Origin of the sequence: Lacisediminimonas profundi, assembly GCF_008831265.1 — a bacterium.
In the GTDB taxonomy this organism is placed as follows: Bacteria; Pseudomonadota; Gammaproteobacteria; order Burkholderiales; family Burkholderiaceae_D; genus Lacisediminimonas; species Lacisediminimonas profundi.
On sequence record NZ_VTTH01000001.1, the window covers coordinates 1,155,743 to 1,175,159 of the forward strand.

The following is a 19,417-nucleotide window of genomic DNA, read 5'->3' on the forward strand; positions in this document are numbered from 1 at the left end:
TTTTACCAGCCGCCGAAGGAAAGCCCGCCGTTGACGCTGATGGTCTGCCCGGTCACCTGGGCGGAATCGTCGGTGGCCAGGAAAGTGGCGACGCTGGCGACTTCCTGCGCGTTTGGTGCGCGGCCCGAAGGAAAGCGCTCGACGGCCTTGGTGAAGATCTTGGTCTGGAAGGTTTGCTCCGAGAAGGTCCGGTCCCAGCTCGCCGTGCCGGATGTGATGGTCATCGCGACGCAGTTCACGCGTATGTTCCAGCGCGAAAATTCGCGGGCCAGTGCTTTGGTCATCAGGATCACGCCTGCGCCGAAGGCGCCGACGATGGATTCGCCCGGCGTCGGATGACGCGCCGCATCGGTGCCAATCAGGACCACCGTGCCGCCGTGCTCCCGCAGGAAGGGCAGGGCGGCATGCACCGGATTGATCCGCGCGAAGAAGCGCGAGTTGAAACCCTGTACCAGGTCGTCTCCGCTCATCTCCGCAAACGGCATGGGACGCACCGCCCCGGTCGCGCCGGCACTGACGAGGATGTCGATACGTCCGGTGGAGGATGCGGTCTGTTCCGTGACCTGCCTTGCCGCCTCGTAGTTAGCGCAATCGCCTTGTACAAAGCGTGGCGCCGCCAGCAAGCCCGGCACCTTTTGTAGCTCGCCCAAGGCCTTGGCGCCCTTCTCCGCAGACCTGCCGTTAAGGACCACCTCGGCGCCCCGTTCGGCCAGCCTCTCGGCGATTCTCAGGCCCAGTCCGTCGGTAGAGCCGGTGACCAGCGCCACCTTTCCCTTCAGATCCTGCTTGTCCATCCTGCTCTCCGGCTAGTGATGATTCAGGGCGCGGGTGGCGCGCCGGTCCTGTTCTTCCTGCTCGTGCGGCCCAGCAGGTTGTCGGCGATGATGTTGCGCTGGATCTGGTTGGTGCCCTCGACGATCTGCAATACCTTGGCGTTGCGGAAGTAGCGGTTGATCGGATACTCGTTGGAGATGCCGGCAGCGCCGAACAGCTGCACCGCATCGGTGGCGACTTTCATGGCGACATCGGTCGAGAAGGCTTTTGTCATGGCGGACATCGACGCCAGTTCCAGGCCGGACGCGCCCTGGTCGATCATGGACGCGTTCCGGTACACCATCTGCCGTGCCGCTTCGGTCTGCATTTGCATGTCGGCCAGCATCCAGCGAATGCCTTGGAAGTCGCTGACGTTCTGTCCGAATGCGAAGCGGGATTTGACGAACTCGACTGCATGGTCGATGGCTCCCTGGGCCAGTCCGACCGCCCGCGCCGAGATGATTGGCCGGCCGAGCGCCAGCGATTCCATCACGGATTTGAATCCTTCGTTGCCCTCCGGCCCGAGCCGGTTGGCGTCCGGGACGAACACATCATCCAGGAACAGCGGGCACGAGGCCATCCCCCGGGCGCCCATCTTGTCTTCCTTGGGGCCGACGGTGAATCCGGGCGTGTTTTTTTCAATGATGAACAGGTTGATGCCGACCGGCTGGTCGCTGTCCCGATAAACCTTGGCCGCCACCAGTACGAAGTCGGCCATGTTGGAGTTGGTGCACCAGATCTTGGCACCGTTGATCCGGTAGCCGCCATCGACCCTGACCGCGCGGGTCTTGATTCCCGAGACATCCGATCCGCTTTGCGGTTCGGTCAGGGAAAACGCGGCGCGTAATTCGCCGGAACACAATCGCGGCAAAAAGCGCTTCTTCTGTTCTTCATTGCCGGCTGCCTGCAGCGCCTCGCATGGTACCCATTGCATCACCAGCAGGTAAGGCGTTGCGTAGCAGACCCGGTTGAGTTCTTCAACGGCGAGACACGCAGAAAGCATGCTTCCTGTTCCGCCAAATTCCTCGGAAAATGGCAGGGCGAACAGGTCCAGCTCCTTCAGCAGTTCGAACATGTCATGCGGGTACTCGTCGGTCCGGTCGATCTCGTTCGCCCTTGGCGCGACGCGCTCCCGGGCGACACGCCGCAGCATGTCCTGGAACGCGATCTGCTCGCTGGTCAATGAATACGTCATTTCCACTCCCGATCAATTGAAGCCTGCCGGCCATGCTGGGCCGGCAGGCCGGCTGCATTGCTATTGCGGCTTGATATTTGCCTTCTGGAGCACGTCCTTCCAGCTGGCGTACTCGGCTTCGATCATGCTGGCCATTTGCTCGGGGCTGCCACCAAGGGCCTGGGCGCCGGAATTGAGCAGTTTCTCCCTGACTTCAGGCATGGCCAGGGCCTGGTTGACCGCGGCGTTCAGCTTGTTGACCACGTCCTTGGGGGTGCCGCCCGGAGCGATCAGGGCAAACCACAATTCGGCGCTGAATCCAGGGACCGCATCCGACATCGGCGGGATTCCGGCCGCCAGTGGCGTCGCCTGTGGCGACGAGACACCGAGGGCACGCAACCTTCCGGACTGGATCAGGCTGTTCATCTGTGGCGAGGTGACGTTGAGCAGGGCCTTTACCTCGCCAGCCAGCACGGCCTGCAGCGAAGGACCCTGGCCCTTGTAGGCGACCAGCAGCGGCTCTATGCCGGCGCGCTGGGCAAAAAGCTCGGTCGACAATGTCGTGAAGCTGAGCGGCCCCGAGCTGGCGAATTCGAATTGCTTGGGCCGCGCCTTCGCATAGGCGATCAGCTCCTTCAGGTTATTGACCGGCACCGACGGGTGGGTGACCAGTATCATCGGCTGCTTCGACAGGACGACGATAGGCGCAAAAGACTTGAGGGCGTCGTATCCCGCGTCCTTGGAAACCAGCGGCGAAATCAGATATCCGTTGTTCGGCAACAGGATCGTGTAGCCATCGGCCGCCGAATTCTGGACATGCTTGGCGCCGATCAGTCCGGAAGCCCCGGCCTTGTTGTCGATGATGATCGTTTGTCCCAGGATTTTCTGGAGCGGAGCCTGCAGGGCGCGTGCAACGACATCGGTGGTGCCGCCAGCAGGAAAGGGAACGACGATGGTGATGGGCTTGGAAGGAAATGCCGCCTGCGCCTGTGCCGCCGGGGCAAGGGTGGACAGTCCCAGGGCCAGCAGCACCGGGGCGATGGATTTGAGCAAGGCTAGGGTTTTCATTGTCGTCTCCTGTAAGGTATTTCGGTGTGAAGATCGGTCGCCTGGTCAGCGTGTTTTCATGTTTTCGATCTTCGATGACAGCTGGCTCCCGATCCGGGGCCAGCTGATCGAGCGCGGTCACCCGCAACGGCTATTTGATGTATTTGCGGAACTCCGGCTTGCGTTTTTCCCTCAGCGCATTGCCGCCTTCCCGCGATTCGGCGGTGTCGTAATACATCTTGAGCGCATACATGCCCATGCCGGAAATGCCGCCCTGGTGCGCGGTGTCCATGTTGAAGCTGCGCTTGGCGATCGCCAGTGCCGTCGGGCTGCGCTCGCACAGTTCCTCGCCCCATTTCTGCACTTCCGCATCGAGCTGGTCGTGCGGCACGCATACATTCGCCAGGCCCATCGCCACGGCTTCTGCGCCCGAGTAGCGGCGGCACATGTACCACATCTCGCGCGCCTTCTTTTCGCCGACCACGCGCGCCAGGAATGCGGTGCCGTAGCCAGGGTCGACCGAACCCATCTTGGGGCCGACCTGGCCGAACTGGGCCTTGTCGGAGCAGATCGTCAGGTCGCAAATCGTGCACAACACGTTGCCGCCGCCGATTGCATAGCCCTGGACCCGGGCAATGACCGGCTTGGGCGCGTCGCGCAGGGCGGCGTGCAATTCTTCGATCGGCAGTCCGATGGTGCCGCGGCCGTCGTAGTTGCCGTCGTGCGCGGACTGGTCGCCGCCGGTGCAGAAGGCACGGTCGCCGGCGCCCGCCAGCACGATTGCGCCAATGTCCTTGTCATAGGCGGCACGATTGAGCGCCTTGATCAGTTCGTCGCAAGTCTGTCCGCGGAAGGCGTTCATTTTCTCCGGGCGGTTGATCGTGATCCAGGCCACGCCGTTGCGAACGTCATAAAGGATGTCTTCGAATTCCATGGTGCTTTCCTTCTTTGAGAGTTTTAGTGAGTATTGCAGTGCGAGCTGTTCGCAGCCTCAGCCTCAGCCGTTCATGGTCAGGCCGCCCGAGACGCTGATTACCTGGCCGGTGATGAAGCTGGCATCGTCGCTTGCAAAAAAGGAGATTGCCCCGGCCAGGTCGTCCGGCTGGCCGAGACGGCCCAGCGGAATGGCGCGGGTGAACGCTTCGATCAATTTTTCAGGGTTTGGTGCGGCGTCAGTCACGCTGGCGAGCAGGGCGGTGTCGGTCGGCCCGGGGCAGACCACGTTGATCGTGATGCCATGGCGGGCATGTTCACGGGCGATGGTCTTGGAAAACGCCACCAGTCCGCCCTTGCAGGCAGCATAGACCGCTTCGCCGGAGGAGCCCACGCGGGCAGCATCGGAAGCAATGTTCACGATGCGGCCAGCTTTGCGCGCCACCATGCCAGGCAGCACGGCATGGTGCATGTTCAGCGCGCCGACCAGGTTGATCGCGATCAGCTTGTCCCATTCGGTGGGCTCGGTCTTGATGAAGGGCTTGAACACATCCCAGCCGGCGTTATTGACCAGCACTTGAACGGGACCCAACTGGCTTTCGGTGGCTGCCACGGCAGCGTCCACGCCAGCGCGGTCGGTAATGTCGCAACGGAAGGCCATTGCCGTGCCGCCCGCTGCCTGGATCCCGTCCGCGACCCGCTGGGCAGCTTCCAGGTTCATGTCGAATACGGCTACCCGGGCGCCTTCAAGCGCCAGCCGACGACAAGTGGCGCCACCGATTCCGCCGCCGCCGCCAGTCACGATAATGGTCCTGCCTTCCAGTTTCTGCATGCTTCGTTCCTTCTTTCTACAGGGTTGGGATGCTCGGGAAACTTGAGGTGACCGAAGCAAATCTATGTATATGTATTGTCATATAATAGAGATGTTCATTTTTTACTGCAAGGCTCTTTTCGAAGGGGAAACGAGTGGTTTCAAGTAGTAAGACAATCAAGACGACCCGCATGGAACTGGCCAATCGCTTGTTTTTCCGTCTCTACCAATGCGCAAACATGTTGCATAAAACAGGGACAAGGGCAGTCGAAAAGGAGGGGCTCACCACCCAGCAATGGGCGGTGCTGGGCGCCTTGTCCCGGCGCGAGGCCGAAGGCGGCATGAGTGTGGGAGAGTTGGCGCGCTACCTGATGGTCAGCCGCCAGAACCTGGCCGGCCTGATCGGCAGGATGGAGCGCGACGGGCATGTGGCCAGTGCGCCTGACGGGCGCGATCGGCGCTCGCGGCTGGTCTCGATCACGGAATCGGGCAAGCATGTCTGGATCGACCTGGCCCAGCCGAAGATTTACAAGTACTACGAGCACGTGCTGGAGGATTTTTCGGTCGGAGACATGACCCATTCATTGCACTACCTGCTCAAGCTGCTGGAGAACATGAAGCGCGTGGATGATGACAAGGAGTCCGCGCAAGCCGACGAGGCGTGAGCACTGTCAGCCGGAATGAAAAAAGAGGAACGCATCAGCGTTCCTCTTTTTTTGCATTTGCCGTGCCGCGTTGGCCGTGTCGGACTATTCCGCCCGCACGCCCGCGCCTTTCATCGCACCCTTCCACTTCTCGATTTCCGCCTTCAGGAACGAGGCCAGGATTTCGGGGCTGGCGTCGGCGGGCAGGGTTGGTATGGCGCCCATATCCTTGAATCGTTGCAGCAAGGCCGGGTCGCGCAGCGCATGGAGCAGGGCGGCGTTCACCTTTTCAATCACCGGCCGTGGCGTGCCCTTGGGCGCGTACAGGCCGTGCCAGACCGACAGCTCAAAGCCGGGCAGGCCGGACTCGTTCATGGTCGGTACCGACGGCAGCGCGTTCAGCCGTTCCCGGCTGGCGGTGGCGATCGGCTTCAGGTTGCCAGCCTTGATGTGGCCGATCGTGCTGGCCGGCTGGTCGCAGATCAGGTCGACCTGGCCGCCAAGCAAGTCGTTCAGCGCCGGGCCGGTTCCCTTGTACGGCACCGACAGCCAGCTGCTCTTTGTGGCCGAGCGCAGCAGCACCTCGCACAGGTGCGAGGTGGCGCCGACGCCGGCATTGGCGAAGTTCAGTTCGGGCTTGCCGGACTTGGCCAGTGCGATCACACCCTGCAGGTTGCTGGCTGCCAGATCCTTGCGCGCTACCAGGATCATCGGCACGTCCACTACCCGGCCGATCGACTCGAAATCAGTCCCCGGGTCGTATGGCAACTTCGCATACAGCGCCGGGGCGCTGGCCTGCGCCATGTTATGGAACAGCAGCGTGTGGCCGTCGGCCTGCGCGCGCGCCACTTTGGACGCGCCCACTGTTCCGCCGGCGCCGCCGACATTTTCGATCACGACGCTCTGCTTCAAGGACTGGCTCATGCTCTGGGCCAAGATCCGTCCCAGGACATCGGTGGAGCCGGCTGCCGGGAAGGGAACGACGATGGTGATCGGCCGGGACGGATAGGCCGCTTGCGCCGAGACCAGGCCGGCGCAGCACAGCAGGGCCATGGTCAGCAATGGACGTAATTTGGTGGATGTCGGGGTAAATTTCATATTGTCTTCCTCGCTATGTTCGTTATGTTTGTCATGTTTGTTGTGTTCAGAATTTTCGCTATGCTCTTGACGGCAGCGGATTGGTCAGTGACACGATCTCCAGCCCCTCGGGTCCGCTGGCCTGGTAGGTCTTCATGGTCATCGGATCGTGGCCGGCGATGATGTGGTCGGGCGATTCCGCCAGCTTCTCGATCAGCTCATAGCCGCGCAACATGTCGCCGACATCCATGACGATGGGGAAAGGTGATTTCTGGCGCAGGTTGTCGAGGTAGTGCGAGGCGTCGGACGCCAGCACTATCCAGCCGCGGCTGGTATGCACGCGCACGATCTGCAGCCCGCGCGTGTGGCCACCGACCCAGTGCACCGTGATCCCCGGCCGCAATTCCCATTCGCCATCGTGGAAGCCGACCCGGCCCTCGAAGTTTGCGTAGACCAGTTCGCAGACGTCGTGCGGATCATAGGAATGGCGGCAGAACGCATGCCGCATATCGGCACCGGTGGCGTAGTTCATCTCCCGTTCCTGCATGTGGAAGCAGGTATTTTTCAACAGGGATGTATTGCCGGCATGGTCGTAATGCGCATGCGTGATGATGGTGTCCTTGATGTCCTCAAGGTGAATCCCGGCCGTTTGCAGCGAGCGGATGGGGCAGCGCAGCAGGGTGCGCTTGCGCGCATCCGCGGCCTTCTGGTCGAAACCCGTATCGACCAGGATCGTCTCGTCGCCCGAGCGCAGGAACCAGACGTAGTAATCCATGCTGGTCGCCGCATCATGCAAGTCATGCGCGATGAAATTTTCCAGCCGCCGCCTCTGCACCGTCGCATAGCGCATGGCGTACACCTCCCAACTGCGTGGGTTCATGTCTCCTCCTGTTTGTTCAGATGTTTTGTAATGATTCCGTGTACTGATCTGGCTGGTCAGCGGGCGGCCATCTCCCGCAGCGGTTCAGCCAGCAAGCCGTGCAAGCGCAGCGGGTCCTCAACCATTGGAAAGTGGCCCAGTCCGGGTAGCAGGCGGAACTGCGCACCAGGAACCTCGGCCGCCACCTTGCGGGTGTCGTCCGGCGTGGCTGAATAGTCATAGTCACCGGTCAGCAGCCACAGCGGGGTGCGGGCGGTGTCGATCGCCGCGGTGTGCTGACGGGCATCGAAGTCGTCGCTGTAAAAAGCCAGGTCGCCGTCATACACGCCGGGCGCGGACTGCGAATAGATCCAGGTTGCATGATCGCGGCTCGCGCGCGGGGAGGCCGGCGAAAGCAGCGAGCCGACCCAGGCGGCTGCCAGTCGTCCGCCATCCACCTCGGGCGAATTCAGGTAAGGCGAGCGGCGTCCCGGCGAACGGTAGGGCGCCTCCAGCAGGATGGCGCCGGAAAAGCGTTCCGGGTGACGCGCCAGCAGTGCCAGCCCGATCGCCGAGCCCATCGAGCAGCCCAGCAGCACGGCGCGCTCCAGCTTCGCCGCATCCATGTACTGGATCACCCAGCGGACATAGTCTTCCTGCGTCAGCCGCCAGTGCCAGTTCGGCACCCCGGCTGGCAGAGGCGAACGGCCATGTCCGGGCAAATCGAATGCATGCATGGCCCATTGCGCACGCATGGCGGCAATCGACATCAGGCCATGCCACTGGCGGGAATCGGCGCCGGCCGTGTGCAGCATCAGCAGCGTAGGCGAGTCATGCGCCCCGCAGGTCTCGGCGTAAGCCCAGTCTGCGCCGGCCACGGTGTTGCCCAGTTCGACATAGCCGCCGTGCAAGTGGCGCAAGCCGCTCCAGTCCAGCGCCGCAGGCGGCTGGCAGGCGCCATCGTTGAGCGCTTCGCGCAAGCGTTCCAGCAAGCGCTCCATGAAAGGCAGGGCCTGGGCGATGGCAAGTTCGTCGGCCACGATCCGGAAGTCGTCGACCTTGCGCCGCAGCGCGCCCAGCGACTGGTAGCCGGGCGCCGGCATGCGTGCGAACACCATGCTCCATGTATTGCTGCCGGCGCTGAGCACGATCTGCGGGCCGGACGCCGCGCCCGACCACAATAGCAGCGTCTCGACAGCCTGCGCTTCACCGGCCGTCGCTTCGCCAGCGTGTACATTGCTCCGTATTTCGAGCGTCACGCAGGCGCGGCAGCGCGCCGCGTCTGCAGCAATTTCAGGAACCGCAAGCGCAATCCCTGCCGCTTGCTGCAGGCCGGCGCGCAGGCTCATTTCGCGCTGCGCACGTAGGCGTACACCGCCGTGTGGTCAGCGCCTTTTTCCAGCGCTGCCTCGGCAGCCTGCGACACCGCCAGGCACTTCTGCACGAACTCATCCGGCGTGCCCATGCCGGCAATGAAGTCCTTGGCGGTTTGCACGTCCTTGCGCATCAGCCCCAGCGCGAAGCCGGAGTTGAATTTGCCCGACAACATGAAATTCTCCACTTTGTGCTCGGTGGTGTTGTTCTTGCCGGTCGAGGCATTGAAGACCTGGTTGACCAGGTGCGGGTCGATGCCGAACTTCTCGGCTGCCACCAATGCTTCGCAGACTGCGATCAGGCCGGATGCCGAGACGAAATTGTTGAGCGCCTTGACCGCATGGCCGGCGCCGGCAGCGCCGACATGAATCAGCGTCTTGCCCATTGCCTCCAGCACCGGACGCCCGCGCTCCACTTCCTGCGCTGTTCCGCCGATCATGATCGACAGGCTGCCGTCGACTGCGCGCTTGACGCCGCCTGAAACCGGGGCATCGATGAATCCCAGGCCGATCTGCTCCAGCCGGCTGGCGTTGCCGCGCGAGTGCACCGGGTCGGACGAACTCATGTCGATGATCAGGGTGCCCTTGGCCAATGTGGCGGCCAGTCCGGGTGCGCCTTCCCACAACAGCGCATCGACCACCTTGCTGTCCGGCAGCATCAGGATCACTGCCTGCGATTCGCGTGCGGCGGCAGCTGCGCTGTCGGCCCGGGCGAAGGCAACGTAGCCATCCAGTTGCGGACCTGCTTCGCGGTTGAGGTCAAAACCGGTGACGCGAAAACCTGCGCGCAGCAGGTTTTCGGCCATCGGCACGCCCATCTTTCCCAGGCCGATGAAGCCTACGTGAAGGTTGGCCATGGATCAGATTTCCATTTCCTTGAATACTTCCTTGGCAACGCGGAAAGCGTCGATCGCAGCCGGCACGCCGCAGTAGATTGCAGCTTGCAGGAATACGCCGCGGATCTCTTCCTTGGTCAGGCCGTTGTTGATGGCGCCGCGCACGTGCAGCTTCAGTTCATGCGGACGGTTGAGCGCGGTGATCATCGCCAGGTTCAGGAAGCTGCGGGTCTTGCGCGGCAGGTCGTCGCGGTTCCAGATTTCGTTCCAGCAGTACTCGGTGACCAGTTCCTGCATTGGCATGTTGAAGTCGTCGGCGTTCTTGATCGAGTTGTCGACGTATTCGGCGCCCAGTACTGCGCGGCGGGTTGCCAGGCCTTTTTCGAATGCTTCCTTGTTCATGGTGTTTTCCTTTCGGTTTTGGTTAATCGACCTGCTGTTAATCGGGGTGCTTGGGATGCAGCTGTTCCTTGAAAACGCCGAGTGCTGCCTTTTCGGCGTTTTTAACGTGCTTCTGTGAAATCTGTTGCGCGCCCTTGGCGTCGCGCTTGCGTATGCAGTCGAGCAGGGCGCCGATTTCCTTCATGCTTTCGGGGAGGCGCTCGGGCAGCATCAGCGAAGTGGCGCGCAGCAGGCTCACGCGCGACAGCACGCCGTCGAGGATCTCCATCACCAGCTTGTTGCCGCAACCGCCCAGCAGGACGGCGTAGAACTCCGACTTTGTCTCGATCACGCCGCGCCGCGAATTTTTGGCGGCATGCCGCTGCAGCCGCTCGACCACGGATGCCAGCTTCTCGACCTGTTCGTCGCTGGCATGTTTGGTGAACTCGGCCGCGGCATAGCTTTCCAGCAAACGGCGCAAGGCGTACAGGTCGCGAGCGTCTTCCAGCGTCATGCTGGCCACCACCGGTCCGCGATGCGGCACGTTGACGATCAGCTTTTCAGCTTCCAGCTTGCGCAGCGCTTCGCGCAGCGAAGGGCGGCTGACGCCCATCGATTCGCACAGTTCGCGCTCTATCAGTTTTTCGCCGGGCTTCAGGCGGCCGCTGACGATCTCCTGCCGCAAATGGTTCTCGACATGGGTGCGCAGGGTTTCCGGCTTTTGCATGGGGGGCATGGAGGCGGGCTTCATCATGAATTGAATTTTACGCTTTTGTCAGACAATCTGGCAATATGGTTGACAGTCATAAAGTTAACAAACACAATTGCTCAACAAAAAAATGACCAGGCTGCAATAGCCGACAAGAGGCTGGCGGCGTGGTCCTGATGGATCGGCCCGATTGATCAAACCCTGGAGGAGACAAGTAATGAACAAGCATGACGATGCACTCGCTCGCGCCGGCCGGCGCACTGCCCTGAAGGGCCTGTCCGCAATCGGCCTTTCGGGCCTGGCGCCGACGCTGGCGCTGGCGCAATCCAAGCCGGTCAATATCGGCGTGATCCTGCCCCTGTCCGGCGCCAATGCGCAGTTCGGCATCAATTCACGCCAGGGCCTGGAGCTGGTCGCAGACGAAATCAATGCAGCCGGCGGCATCAAGGGATTCGGCGGAGCGAAGGTCAACCTGGTCATCGCCGATTCCACCTCGACCCCGACCACGGCCGCCACCGTGGCGCAGCGCATGATTGCGGAGAATGACTGCTGCGCCATCCTCGGCGCCTTCGCTTCCTCGTTGACGCTCGCCATTTCTGAAGTGACCGAGCGCCGCGGCGTTCCGCTGCTGACCATGTCCTATTCCGACCAGCTGACGGCGCGCGGGTTCAAGAATATTTTCCAGGTGACGTCCAAGGGCAGCGTGATCGGCAAGGCACAGTTCGACTATGCGGCCCAGCTCGCGGGCGGCAAGGTCAGCCGGGTCGCGATCATGTACGAGGACACCGCATTCGGCACCTCGACCGCTGCCGGCCTGCGCGCCGCGGCCAAGGCCGCAAACGTGCAGATCGTGATGGACGAGGCTTATCCGCTGGGCATCACCGATGCCACGCCGCTGATCAACAAGCTCAAGGCATCGAAAGCGGAAATCATCTTCCCGGTGTCCTATCTCAATGACAGCCTGCTGATCGTGCGCGCACTGCGCCAGCAAAAAGTCACGCTCCCCATCGTCGGCGGCTCCGCCGGCTATGTGATTCCGGACTTCGCGCAGGCGCTCGGCAGCTATGCCGAAGGCGTGCTGTCGATCTGCTCGGCCAACTATGACCTGGCGCCGGAAATGGCCGAGCGGTATCGCAAGCGTTTCAAGGCCTTCATGGTGCATGAAGCGGTCGAGCATGCGGTTGCGCTGGACGTGCTGCTGCAGGCGATCGGCACGGCCAAATCGGCGGCGCCAGCGGAAATTGCCAAGGCCCTGCGTGCCGGTACCTTCACCGAAGGCTGGGCCAAGGCCATGACCAACGGCAAGGTGCAGTTCGACCAGACCGGGCTGAATATTCACGCCGAGCCAGTGATGGTGCAGTGGCAGAAGAATGAGCTGGTTACCGTGTGGCCGAAGAAATTCGCCAAGGGCGCCTTCAACCGCAAAGCAGGATAGGGGAAGCCAATGCCGCTGTTGCAGGCGATTGTCGATGGCCTGATGCTGGGCGGCGTGTACGCCGTCATTTGCATCGGGCTGACGCTGGTGTTCGGGGTGGTTTCCATCGTCAACTTCGCACAGGCCCAGTTCCTGATGGTCGGCATGTACATTGCGTACTTCTGCTGGCGCCATCTGGGACTGGACCCGGTGCTGGGCTCGCTGGTTTCCTTTGTGGTGGTGTTCGCGCTTGGATTTTGCATCCAGCACCTGCTGATCCGGCGCGTGCTGGGCGGGCCGGAGGTGGCACAGATTTTCCTGACGGTCGGCATCCTGATCGTCCTTGAAAACCTGGCGCTGATTGCCTTCGGCTCGCAGTTCAAGTCGGTCCAGACCTGGTACCAGAACGAGTCGATCGACCTGTTCGGCCTGACCATCAGCATGACCTATGCGATTGCCTTCGTGGCCTCGGCCTTGGCAGGCACCGCCGTCTGGTGGCTGCTGGCAAAGACGTGGTGGGGAAGGGCGGTGCGCGCCACTGCGCAAAATCCGTCCGCAGCGCGCCTGATGGGCATCAATCCGGACCATATCTATCGGGTTGCGTTCGGCCTTGGCGTGGCGCTGACCGCATTCGGCGGCAGCATCATCCTGCCCTACATGACAGTCTCGCCGACCGTGGGCGAACAATTTGGCGTGCTGATGTTCACGGTGGTGGTGCTGGGCGGTCTTGGCAATGTGATGGGCGCGGTGATCGGTGGCCTGGCGGTCGGCGTGATCCAGTCCCTGTCCGGCCTGTTCCTGCCGCTGCAACTGCAGAACATCGTGCTATTCATCGTTTTCATCCTGACCCTCGCCTTGCGGCCTGAAGGGCTGATACACAGGAAGGCCTGATGAACACCCGTAACAAGATCATACTTTCGGTGCTGCTGGCGGTCGTCGCCTGCAGCCTGCCGTGGATGGTGGCGGCCAATGGCTACACCATCCGCATCATGACGCTGATCCTGCTGTTCGCTGCCATGGCGCAGGCCTGGAACATCGTCGGCGGACTGGCGAACCAGATATCGCTGGGGCACGCTTCCTTCTTCGGGATCGGCGCCTACACCTCGACCTTGCTGCTGCTGCGCTGGGAGCTCAGCCCCTGGCTGGGCCTGCTGGCCGGCCTGGCGCTGGCCGGTGTTGCGGGTGCGCTGCTCAGCTTTCCGACCATGCGCCTGAAGGGCCATTACTTTGCGCTCGCCACGCTCGCATTCGGTGAAGTGCTGCGCGCTGCCGCCAATGCCTGGAGTTCCGTCACCGGCGGGCCGGTCGGCATCTCGGTGCCGTTCAAGCCGGGCGCCGGCCTGGCGCTGATGCAGTTCGAGTCCACCCGAACCTACTATTTCCTGATGCTGGGCGCACTGCTGGTGACCAGCGCCGTGTTCTGGCAGATCAGGCGCTCGCGCATGGGCTACGAGTTGCGCGCGATCCGGGCCCAGGTCGATGCGGCCGAGGTGATCGGCATCGACACCGCGCGCACCAAGATCTTCGCGGCGTCGATTTCCGCGGCCCTGATGGGCGGCTGCGGCGTGCTGTATGCGCAGTTCAATTTCTTTTTCGACCCCGACTCGATCTTTTCGCTGGTCGGGATCTCGGTGCGGGTGGCACTGATCTGCATTATCGGCGGCATCGGCACCTTGTTCGGACCTTTGATAGGCGCCCTGTTCCTGTTGCCGCTCGAAGAAATCTTCAACGCCAAGCTTTCCGCCAAGGGCGCAGGGGTTGCGCAGCTTGCCTACGGCGTGATCCTGATCGCCATCATCCTGGCCGAACCGCGTGGCTTGCAGGCACTGGTAGGCCGCTGGCGCAAGGCAATGGGGAGGGCAAAATGAGCCAGTCCCCCGTGATCCTCGAAGTTTCGCAGTTGACGCGGCGCTTCGGCGGGCTGGTCGCCGCCAACAACCTGAACTTTTCGGTGCGCAAGGGCGAGTTGCTCGGCCTGATCGGCCCCAACGGCGCCGGCAAGACCACGCTGTTCAACCTGCTGATGGGCCTGGTGCCTCCGAGCAGCGGCAGCATCATGCTGGACGGCCGCCGCATCGATGGCCTCAAGCCGCACAAGATCTGCCGCAGCGGCATGGTCAAGACCTTCCAGAACGTGGCCCTGTTCACCGACATGACGGTGCTGGAGAACGTGCTGGTTGGCGGCTTGCAGCACCTGCCGGTGGCGCAGGCGCGCGACTTTGCCGCCCGCAACCTGGAACGGGTCGGCATTGCTCATATCGCCGGCAAGAAAGCGGCCGACCTGACCTTTCCGGAAAAGGCACTGGTGGAGATGGCGCGCGCGCTGTGCACCCGGCCGCGGATCGTCCTGCTGGATGAAGTGATGGCGGCATTGAACGAGCAGGAGATGGACCAGATCCTGACCCTGATCCGCAGCCTGCGCGACCAGGAAGGCCTGACCTTCATCGTGATCGAGCATCACATGCGCGCCATCATGCGGCTGTGCGAGCGCATCCTGGTATTGAGCTTCGGGCAGATGATTGCCGACGGCACCCCGGCCGAAGTGAGCAGCAATCCGGACGTGATTTCGGCATATCTCGGCACCGACACGCGGCTGCATGGAGCACAGTCATGAGCATGCTTTCAATTCAGGCGCTGCACGCTTCCTACGATGGCGCGCCGGTCCTGCACGGCATCAGCCTGGATGTCGAGCAGGGTTCCTTCGTCGCCGTCATCGGCGCCAATACCGCCGGCAAGAGCACGCTGTTGCGTACCATCTCCGGGCTGGTTCCCAGGCGCAGCGGCAAGATCCTGTTCAACGGCCGCGACCTGCTGCAAATGCCTGCACATGAAATCCCGGTCCTCGGCATCGCCCATGTGCCGGAAGGGCGGCAGGTTTTTCCTTTGATGACGGTGGAAGAGAACCTGATGCTGGGGGCATACGTGCGCCGGCAGGACAAGCAGGGCGTTGCCGATACGCTGGAACAGGTCTACCAGCAGTTTCCGCGGCTGGCGGAGCGGCGCAAGCAGCTGGCTGGCACGCTCTCCGGCGGCGAACAGCAAATGGCCGCAATCGGCCGTGCGCTGATGGGCAAGCCTTCTTTGCTGCTGCTGGACGAGCCCAGCCACGGACTGGCGCCCAAGATCGTGCAGGAGCTGCACGACGCGCTGATCCGCATTCACAGTTCTGGCGTGACGATGATGCTGATCGAGCAGAACACGCAGCTGGCCTTGTCGGTCGCGAAGCAGGCGTTCGTGATGCAGTCCGGCCGTATCGTGCTGGAGGGCAGTTCGGACGGGATGCTGAACGATCCGCGGATTCGGGAAGCGTTTCTGGGGATCTGAGGGGACGGATACACGCGGCCCCCCCCCCTGACAACCCGCCCTCAAGCGCCAATTAGCGGCTTCGAAAACCATTGGGAGTCAACGAGCGGTAGTGTGCGGTCGGCGGCATTGAAGCGGGTTGACTGATCCCGGTCAGAAGCGAACGTGTGGCAGGACCTTCCTCGCGCACGTCGCATTGGTTCGGCCCAGGCGCCCGAGTCTGGTTGGCTATCGAGGCGGGCGTTGGCCAAGTGGGTTTTGACTTTGGTTTCTTTGGTGACTTTCTTTTCCAAAAGAAAGTTACACACCCGCCGGGGTGTCTCCCGGCTTCACAACCACAACCAACAAACCCAGCCACACCAACCGCAAGCCAAAAAGCCGCCAAACCACCAAACAAAAAAGCCACTCACCCACGAATACGGGTAATGTTCAGCCCTTGAAATGGAGGGAGCGATAGATCGATCCGCTGTTGGCGCCAGCCCGCTACTCCTTCTTCCCGAACATCCCCCCCAGACTAGCCCCCAGCCCACCAAGCTTCTCGCCTATCCCGCCACCGCCGGCCATCAGCGAATCGATCTGCGATGCTACCGGCCCCGGCAGCTTCTCCTTCAGGAAACCCAGGACAGTCGTTGCGGCTGCCGAAGCCTGTTCCTCCGACAGCCCGGTTTTTTCAATCAGGCGCTGGATCATTTCATTCATTTCATTGCTCCAAATTGGCGATTCGATCGAGGCAGGTCTGGCTGCGCGCACCGTTATTTGCGTGGCTCCTTGGCATCCCCCGCCTTGGCGTCTTTGCCCGCACTGGCCGCTGGCCTGGCCTCCTTCATGGCTCCTGCGCCCCCTGACGGCTTCGCTTCCTTCGACTTGTCGGCTTTCTTTTCAGCTTTGGGCGCAGCGGCGCCAGGCCGGCCTTGTCCGTTCACGGTCAGGCCAGATTCCGACATCTTGGCGGCGCTCTTGTCGCCAACGCCTTTGACCCTTTTCTCGAAGTCCGGCCAGTCCTTGAAGTTGCCGCCTTTCTTGCGTTCCTCGACGATCCGCTTCGATATGGCAGGTCCGATTCCCTTGACACTGTCCAGAGCTGCTTCGTCGGCCTTGTTGACATCGACTTGCGCAAAGGCGAATCCGGCGCTGGCAATCCAGAATGCCAGGGCCAACAGGATTTTCCTGATCATGGTTTGTTCCTCGGTTGTCGTGGATGAAAGACGGGCGGATCGGCATGCCCCACGCCTGCGGGAAATGCCGCGTCCGGATGCCTGCGATCCATGCTCGCTGACGTAGCGGCCGGCTTGCTTGCGGGTTGTCAAGTGCGGATGGAGTGGAGACGCGAGCGGATCAAATGCGCGCCGCCTTCAATTTCCCTTGATCAAGTTCGCGTCACTCAGGCAAGCCAATCCCCATCTGTTCGCCGGGCTGGCTGGGGCGCCCACCTGCCTTGTACTGATACAGCAGGTCAATCATCTTCTGGTTGAACGCCGGTATGTCGGCCGGCTTGCGGCTGCTGATCCAGTTGCCGTCGACCACCACTTCACTGTCGACCCAGGTGCCGCCGGCATTGCGGATGTCGTCACGCAGGGTCGGCCAGCTGGTCATGGTTCGTCCATCGACCAGGCCGGCGGATATCAATACCCATGCGCCGTGGCAGATCACGAAGACAGGCTTGCCGGCTTCATCCATATCCCGCAGGAAATGCTGGGCGTGCGGAATCGCCCGCATCTGGTCGCTGTTGATTACGCCGCCCGGCAGTAGCACGGCGTCAAAGTCTTCCGCGCGGATTTCGGCAAATGTCAGGTCGACGTCGAACTGGTCACCGCGGTCGTGGTGCCTGAACGCCTGCACCTTGCCGCGCCGGTGGGAGACGACGCGGGTCGTGGCACCGTGTTGTTCCAAGGCACTTTTTGGGCCGGTGAGTTCGGTCTGCTCGAAACCCTCGGTCAGCAGGATGGCCACGCGCAGGCCCTGCAGGCTGGTGTCGGTCGTATCCATTTCATTCTCCTGAAGAAAAAGGCGAGGGCAGGGGGGCGGCAAGCTACCTCAATGCACCCGGATTGATTCAACGGCGCAACTGAACGGCGCGACGGTACGGCGCGATTGACCGGCCCCTGTTGATATTGGCCGCAGCGCGCGCCAATCGTTCCCCTCGGGGAGGCTTGCGGTCGATTCGGTCGATTCTGGCGATTACCGGACTGAAATCCACCAATCGTTTCATTTGCGCATTGCCTTTGAGCAAGGCCATTGCACGCTGGACGGCCATGTACGTTTAAAGCAATAATCGCCCGTCAGCCGACATTTCCCGCTGGTAAGTGTGCCAGCGGGAAAATCTTGCACGATAGGAAGCACACGAATGTTGAGGCCTGGAAAGATCCGGCTGGGCGATATCCTGGTTGAACAGGGGCTGTTGACCGTCGAGCAGTTGCAATTTTGTCTGGATGAACACCGCAAGACCGGCCGTCGCCTCGGGCAGGTGGTGGTCGACAACGGCATCGCGACAGATGAGCACATCGGCCAGGCGCTGGCCAAGCAGCTGCACATACCGTACGTCAACCTCAAGAATTACAGGCTAAACCCGAACATATCCCGGCTGCTGCCGGAGTTGCGCGCACGCCGCCACCGTGCGGTCGTGCTGGAGGAGCGCGACGACGCATTCCTGGTGGGCCTGGCCGATCCGACCGACCTGTTCGTGCATGACGAGATCGCGCGCCTGCTGAAGAAAGATGTCGACCTGGCCGTGGTTTCTGAAGAGGGGCTGTTCCAGGCGCTCAACCGGATTTACCGCAAGGGCAGCGAGATCAGCGATGCCGCCCGCGAACTCGGGCAGGACCTGGGCAACGGACCCATCGAATTCGGCGCCGTCGAGGCGCTCAGCATCGAAGATGCGCCGGTGGTGCGGCTGCTGCAATCCCTGTTCGAGGATGCCGTGCAAGTGGGCGCGTCGGACATTCACATCGAGCCGCAGGCCAAAGCGGTCCAGATCCGCTTCCGCATGGACGGCGTGATGCATTTCCAGACCGAGGCCGATAGCAAGATCGCGCCCTCGCTGTCGCTGCGGCTGAAGATCATGGCCGACCTCGACATCGCCGAGAAGCGGCTGCCGCAAGATGGCCGTTTCGGCGTAAGCATCAACAACCAGCCCGTGGACGTGCGTCTGTCCACCATGCCGACGCAATATGGCGAATCGATCGTCATGCGTCTGCTGAACCAGGCAAAGGGCATGCTGCGGCTGGACTCGATCGGGATCCCGCCGGCAATGCTCAAGCGCTTGCGCCAGATACTGGCGCGTCCGAACGGCCTGGTGCTGGTCACCGGCCCCACAGGTAGCGGCAAGACCACCACGCTGTACGGCGCGCTGGCCGAACTGAATACGCCGGAACGCAAGCTGATCACGATCGAGGATCCGGTCGAGTACAAGCTGCCCGGCATCAACCAGGTGCAGGTAAACGAAAAGATCGAATTGAGCTTCGCGCGGGTGCTGCGGTCGGCACTGCGCCAGGATCCGGACGTGGTCCTGATCGGCGAGATGCGCGACCATGAAACCGCCCAGGTCGGCATGCAGGCCGCCATGACCGGCCACATGGTTTTCTCGACACTGCATACCAACGACGCAATCAGCACGCCGGACCGCCTGCTCGACATGGAGGTGCCGCGCTACGTCATGGCATCGGCCCTGCAAGTGGTGATTGCGCAGCGGCTGGTGCGCCGGATCTGCCAGAGCTGCTCTGCGCCCTACCAGCCGACGGCGTGGGAACTCGTGTGGCTCAGGACCGAGCTCGGCGAGTCGGCCGCCGGACATGAATACAAGCAGGGTACCGGCTGCAGCCAGTGCAGCAATACCGGTTACAAGGGTCGCACCGGCGTCTACGAGATGCTCGAGATTTCGGATGAGGTCGCCGAGGCGCTGGGCAAGGCCGACCATGTCGAGTTCCACCGCGCGGCAGAGAAACAAATGGACGGCTGGACCCTGCGGCGCCATGCGGTGCAACTGGTCCTGGAAGGCAAGACCACGGTCCAGGAAGGCATGTCGGTCAGTAACCAGGCCTTCTGAT

Annotated in this window: 21 protein-coding genes; 7 read left to right on the forward strand and 14 right to left on the reverse strand. The window is 62.2% G+C overall.

All coding sequences use genetic code 11. The features are described 5' to 3' along the window. Positions 1 to 2: 2 nt before the first annotated feature. The 5 genes from FVE66_RS05250 to badH all read right to left on the reverse strand — a co-directional run bounded on the left by FVE66_RS05250 (position 3) and on the right by badH (position 4,799). Positions 3 to 794 (reverse strand): SDR family NAD(P)-dependent oxidoreductase, encoded by a 792-nt coding sequence (locus tag FVE66_RS05250; RefSeq protein WP_151446281.1) that lies wholly within the window; start codon positions 792 to 794, stop codon positions 3 to 5. 23 nt (positions 795 to 817) lie between these two features. Further along, entirely contained in the window at positions 818 to 2,008 is a 1,191-nt protein-coding gene (locus FVE66_RS05255; protein ID WP_151446282.1) for an acyl-CoA dehydrogenase family protein, read from the reverse strand. Between the two features lie 60 nt (positions 2,009 to 2,068). Beyond that, the gene (locus FVE66_RS05260) at positions 2,069 to 3,055 is read right to left on the reverse strand and encodes a Bug family tripartite tricarboxylate transporter substrate binding protein (protein WP_151446283.1); all 987 of its coding nucleotides are present in this window, start codon (positions 3,053 to 3,055) and stop codon (positions 2,069 to 2,071) included. A gap of 130 nt (positions 3,056 to 3,185) precedes the next feature. After that, positions 3,186 to 3,968 (reverse strand): 2-ketocyclohexanecarboxyl-CoA hydrolase, encoded by a 783-nt coding sequence (gene badI, locus FVE66_RS05265; protein WP_151446284.1) that lies wholly within the window; start codon positions 3,966 to 3,968, stop codon positions 3,186 to 3,188. Positions 3,969 to 4,031: 63 nt separating this feature from the next. Further along, entirely contained in the window at positions 4,032 to 4,799 is a 768-nt protein-coding gene (badH, locus tag FVE66_RS05270; RefSeq protein WP_151446285.1) for a 2-hydroxycyclohexanecarboxyl-CoA dehydrogenase, read from the reverse strand. A gap of 170 nt (positions 4,800 to 4,969) precedes the next feature. Between badH and FVE66_RS05275 the strand changes: the two genes are divergently transcribed. Then, entirely contained in the window at positions 4,970 to 5,443 is a 474-nt protein-coding gene (locus FVE66_RS05275; RefSeq protein WP_151446438.1) for a MarR family winged helix-turn-helix transcriptional regulator, read from the forward strand. Positions 5,444 to 5,527: 84 nt separating this feature from the next. Here FVE66_RS05275 and FVE66_RS05280 read toward each other — a convergent pair whose 3' ends face one another. From FVE66_RS05280 to FVE66_RS05305, 6 genes are read right to left on the reverse strand one after another with little or no spacing between them, the layout of a single operon-like run. Continuing rightward, on the reverse strand, positions 5,528 to 6,520 hold the full coding sequence (locus tag FVE66_RS05280) for a tripartite tricarboxylate transporter substrate-binding protein (protein ID WP_241673017.1): 993 nt from the start codon (positions 6,518 to 6,520) through the stop codon (positions 5,528 to 5,530). A gap of 58 nt (positions 6,521 to 6,578) precedes the next feature. Next, a complete protein-coding gene (locus tag FVE66_RS05285) occupies positions 6,579 to 7,379 on the reverse strand; it encodes an N-acyl homoserine lactonase family protein (protein ID WP_151446286.1) in 801 nt (266 codons plus the stop codon). Between the two features lie 56 nt (positions 7,380 to 7,435). After that, positions 7,436 to 8,707, reverse strand: coding sequence for an alpha/beta fold hydrolase (locus tag FVE66_RS05290; RefSeq protein ID WP_151446287.1), 1,272 nt, complete (start codon positions 8,705 to 8,707; stop codon positions 7,436 to 7,438). Beyond that, positions 8,704 to 9,588, reverse strand: a complete 885-nt coding sequence (locus FVE66_RS05295; protein ID WP_151446288.1) for an NAD(P)-dependent oxidoreductase — start codon at positions 9,586 to 9,588, stop codon at positions 8,704 to 8,706. Before FVE66_RS05295 ends, FVE66_RS05290 begins: the two co-directional genes overlap by 4 nt. 3 nt (positions 9,589 to 9,591) lie before the next feature. After that, a complete protein-coding gene (locus FVE66_RS05300; protein WP_151446289.1) occupies positions 9,592 to 9,969 on the reverse strand; it encodes a carboxymuconolactone decarboxylase family protein in 378 nt (125 codons plus the stop codon). A gap of 37 nt (positions 9,970 to 10,006) precedes the next feature. Then, positions 10,007 to 10,684 carry a GntR family transcriptional regulator gene (locus tag FVE66_RS05305; RefSeq protein WP_241673018.1) on the reverse strand — a complete coding sequence of 226 codons (678 nt, stop codon included), beginning with the start codon at positions 10,682 to 10,684 and terminating at the stop codon, positions 10,007 to 10,009. Positions 10,685 to 10,874: 190 nt separating this feature from the next. On the opposite strand from FVE66_RS05305, the gene FVE66_RS05310 reads away from it, so the two are divergent. Genes FVE66_RS05310 through FVE66_RS05330 form a run of 5 tightly spaced genes read left to right on the forward strand, consistent with a single transcriptional unit; the run spans position 10,875 to position 15,395 of the window. Continuing rightward, complete coding sequence (locus tag FVE66_RS05310; RefSeq protein ID WP_151446290.1) at positions 10,875 to 12,092, forward strand: ABC transporter substrate-binding protein; 1,218 nt, start codon at positions 10,875 to 10,877, stop codon at positions 12,090 to 12,092. Positions 12,093 to 12,101: 9 nt separating this feature from the next. After that, positions 12,102 to 12,962, forward strand: coding sequence for a branched-chain amino acid ABC transporter permease (locus FVE66_RS05315; RefSeq protein ID WP_151446291.1), 861 nt, complete (start codon positions 12,102 to 12,104; stop codon positions 12,960 to 12,962). Continuing rightward, positions 12,962 to 13,939, forward strand: a complete 978-nt coding sequence (locus FVE66_RS05320) for a branched-chain amino acid ABC transporter permease (RefSeq protein ID WP_151446292.1) — start codon at positions 12,962 to 12,964, stop codon at positions 13,937 to 13,939. Before FVE66_RS05315 ends, FVE66_RS05320 begins: the two co-directional genes overlap by 1 nt. Further along, complete coding sequence (locus tag FVE66_RS05325) at positions 13,936 to 14,685, forward strand: ABC transporter ATP-binding protein (protein WP_151446293.1); 750 nt, start codon at positions 13,936 to 13,938, stop codon at positions 14,683 to 14,685. Before FVE66_RS05320 ends, FVE66_RS05325 begins: the two co-directional genes overlap by 4 nt. After that, the gene (locus tag FVE66_RS05330) at positions 14,682 to 15,395 is read left to right on the forward strand and encodes an ABC transporter ATP-binding protein (protein WP_151446294.1); all 714 of its coding nucleotides are present in this window, start codon (positions 14,682 to 14,684) and stop codon (positions 15,393 to 15,395) included. Before FVE66_RS05325 ends, FVE66_RS05330 begins: the two co-directional genes overlap by 4 nt. A gap of 462 nt (positions 15,396 to 15,857) precedes the next feature. Here the strand turns inward: FVE66_RS05330 and FVE66_RS05335 are convergent, their stop codons facing one another. From FVE66_RS05335 to FVE66_RS05345, 3 genes are all read right to left on the reverse strand, one after another. Continuing rightward, positions 15,858 to 16,073 carry a hypothetical protein gene (locus FVE66_RS05335; protein ID WP_151446295.1) on the reverse strand — a complete coding sequence of 72 codons (216 nt, stop codon included), beginning with the start codon at positions 16,071 to 16,073 and terminating at the stop codon, positions 15,858 to 15,860. Positions 16,074 to 16,126: 53 nt separating this feature from the next. Next, entirely contained in the window at positions 16,127 to 16,549 is a 423-nt protein-coding gene (locus FVE66_RS05340; protein WP_151446296.1) for a ComEA family DNA-binding protein, read from the reverse strand. Positions 16,550 to 16,751: 202 nt separating this feature from the next. Further along, a complete protein-coding gene (locus tag FVE66_RS05345; RefSeq protein ID WP_151446297.1) occupies positions 16,752 to 17,360 on the reverse strand; it encodes a type 1 glutamine amidotransferase domain-containing protein in 609 nt (202 codons plus the stop codon). Positions 17,361 to 17,718: 358 nt separating this feature from the next. Here FVE66_RS05345 and FVE66_RS05350 point away from each other — a divergent pair, with 358 nt between their 5' ends. Continuing rightward, positions 17,719 to 19,416, forward strand: a complete 1,698-nt coding sequence (locus FVE66_RS05350; protein WP_151446298.1) for a GspE/PulE family protein — start codon at positions 17,719 to 17,721, stop codon at positions 19,414 to 19,416. Position 19,417 lies beyond the last annotated feature (1 nt).